This is a genomic window from Arthrobacter sp. Y3225116 (genome assembly GCF_059091245.1).
The window spans coordinates 1-981 of the sequence record NZ_JBNHGL010000477.1; the positions used below are offsets into that span (position 1 = coordinate 1).

A 981-nucleotide genomic window follows, 5' to 3' on the forward strand; every position below is an offset into this window, starting at 1 on the left:
GCGTCGCCGTGGCGCGGGCGCTGCTGACCCGCCCCGACGTCGTGTTCGGCGACGAACCCACCGGCAACCTCGACTCGAAATCCGGCGCGGAGGTGCTCTCGCTGCTGCGCCGGTCCTGCCGGGAGATGGGCCAGTCCATCATCATGGTCACGCACGATCCGGTGGCCGCCTCCTACGCGGACCGGGTGGTGCTGATGAACGACGGCGAGCTGGTGGGCGAACTAAACCGGCCCGACACCGACGCGATCCTGGCCGCCTTGGCCAAGCTGGGGGCCTGAACATGCTGCAGGTAGCGCTTGCACAGGTGCGGCAGCACGCGCGGCGGTTCATCGCCGTCGGGCTGGCCGTGATGATGGCGGTGGGGTTCCTGACCGCCACGCTGATGGTCAACGCGTCCACCGAAGCCTCGCTGGGCAACAGCATCGGCGCCGGTTTCCGGAACGCCGACCTGGTGGTCTCCGGCCCTCCGGACCGGCCGCTGGACGCGGCTGCCGTTGACGCCGTCGCCGCCGCCGAGGGCGCCGGCGAGGTGTACGCGCGGGAGATGGCGCCGGTCGCGTTCGGATCCCGGGCCGACGCCGGTTACGGGGTTCTGCAGAACACCGCCCCCGACGGACTGGACAACCTGGAACTGCTGGAAGGAGCCCTGCCGGCGGAGGGAGAGGTCGCGGTGGACGCCGCGACGGCCGAGAAGAAGGCGCTGGCGGTCGGCGACACCTTGGAGCTGGCGCCGACCGCCGGGATGGTGGCCGCCGAGGACATTGCCGCCGATGGGACCGGGCTGACGGTTTCCGGAATCGTGAAGCCGTCCAAGGACCCGTTCATGATGGGCCAGGCGCAGTTCTACGCCGGCGGCGCCCTGGTGCGGCAGTTGGCCGGCGAGGCCGGACCGCAGCTGCACAACATCCAGCTGGATCTGGCCCCGGGCGCCGCTGCCGGCACGGTGCAGGGCTCGGTGGCCGCGGGACGGGCGGAGGCCGG

The 981-nt window shown here is 72.1% G+C and carries 2 pseudogenes; both read left to right on the top strand.

What is annotated here, in order from left to right:
• Positions 1-278, top strand: a pseudogene (locus AC5RV2_RS18425) (ABC transporter ATP-binding protein); the annotation flags it as partial.
• 2 nt (positions 279-280) lie between these two features.
• Positions 281-981: pseudogene (locus AC5RV2_RS18430) on the top strand (ABC transporter permease); the annotation flags it as partial.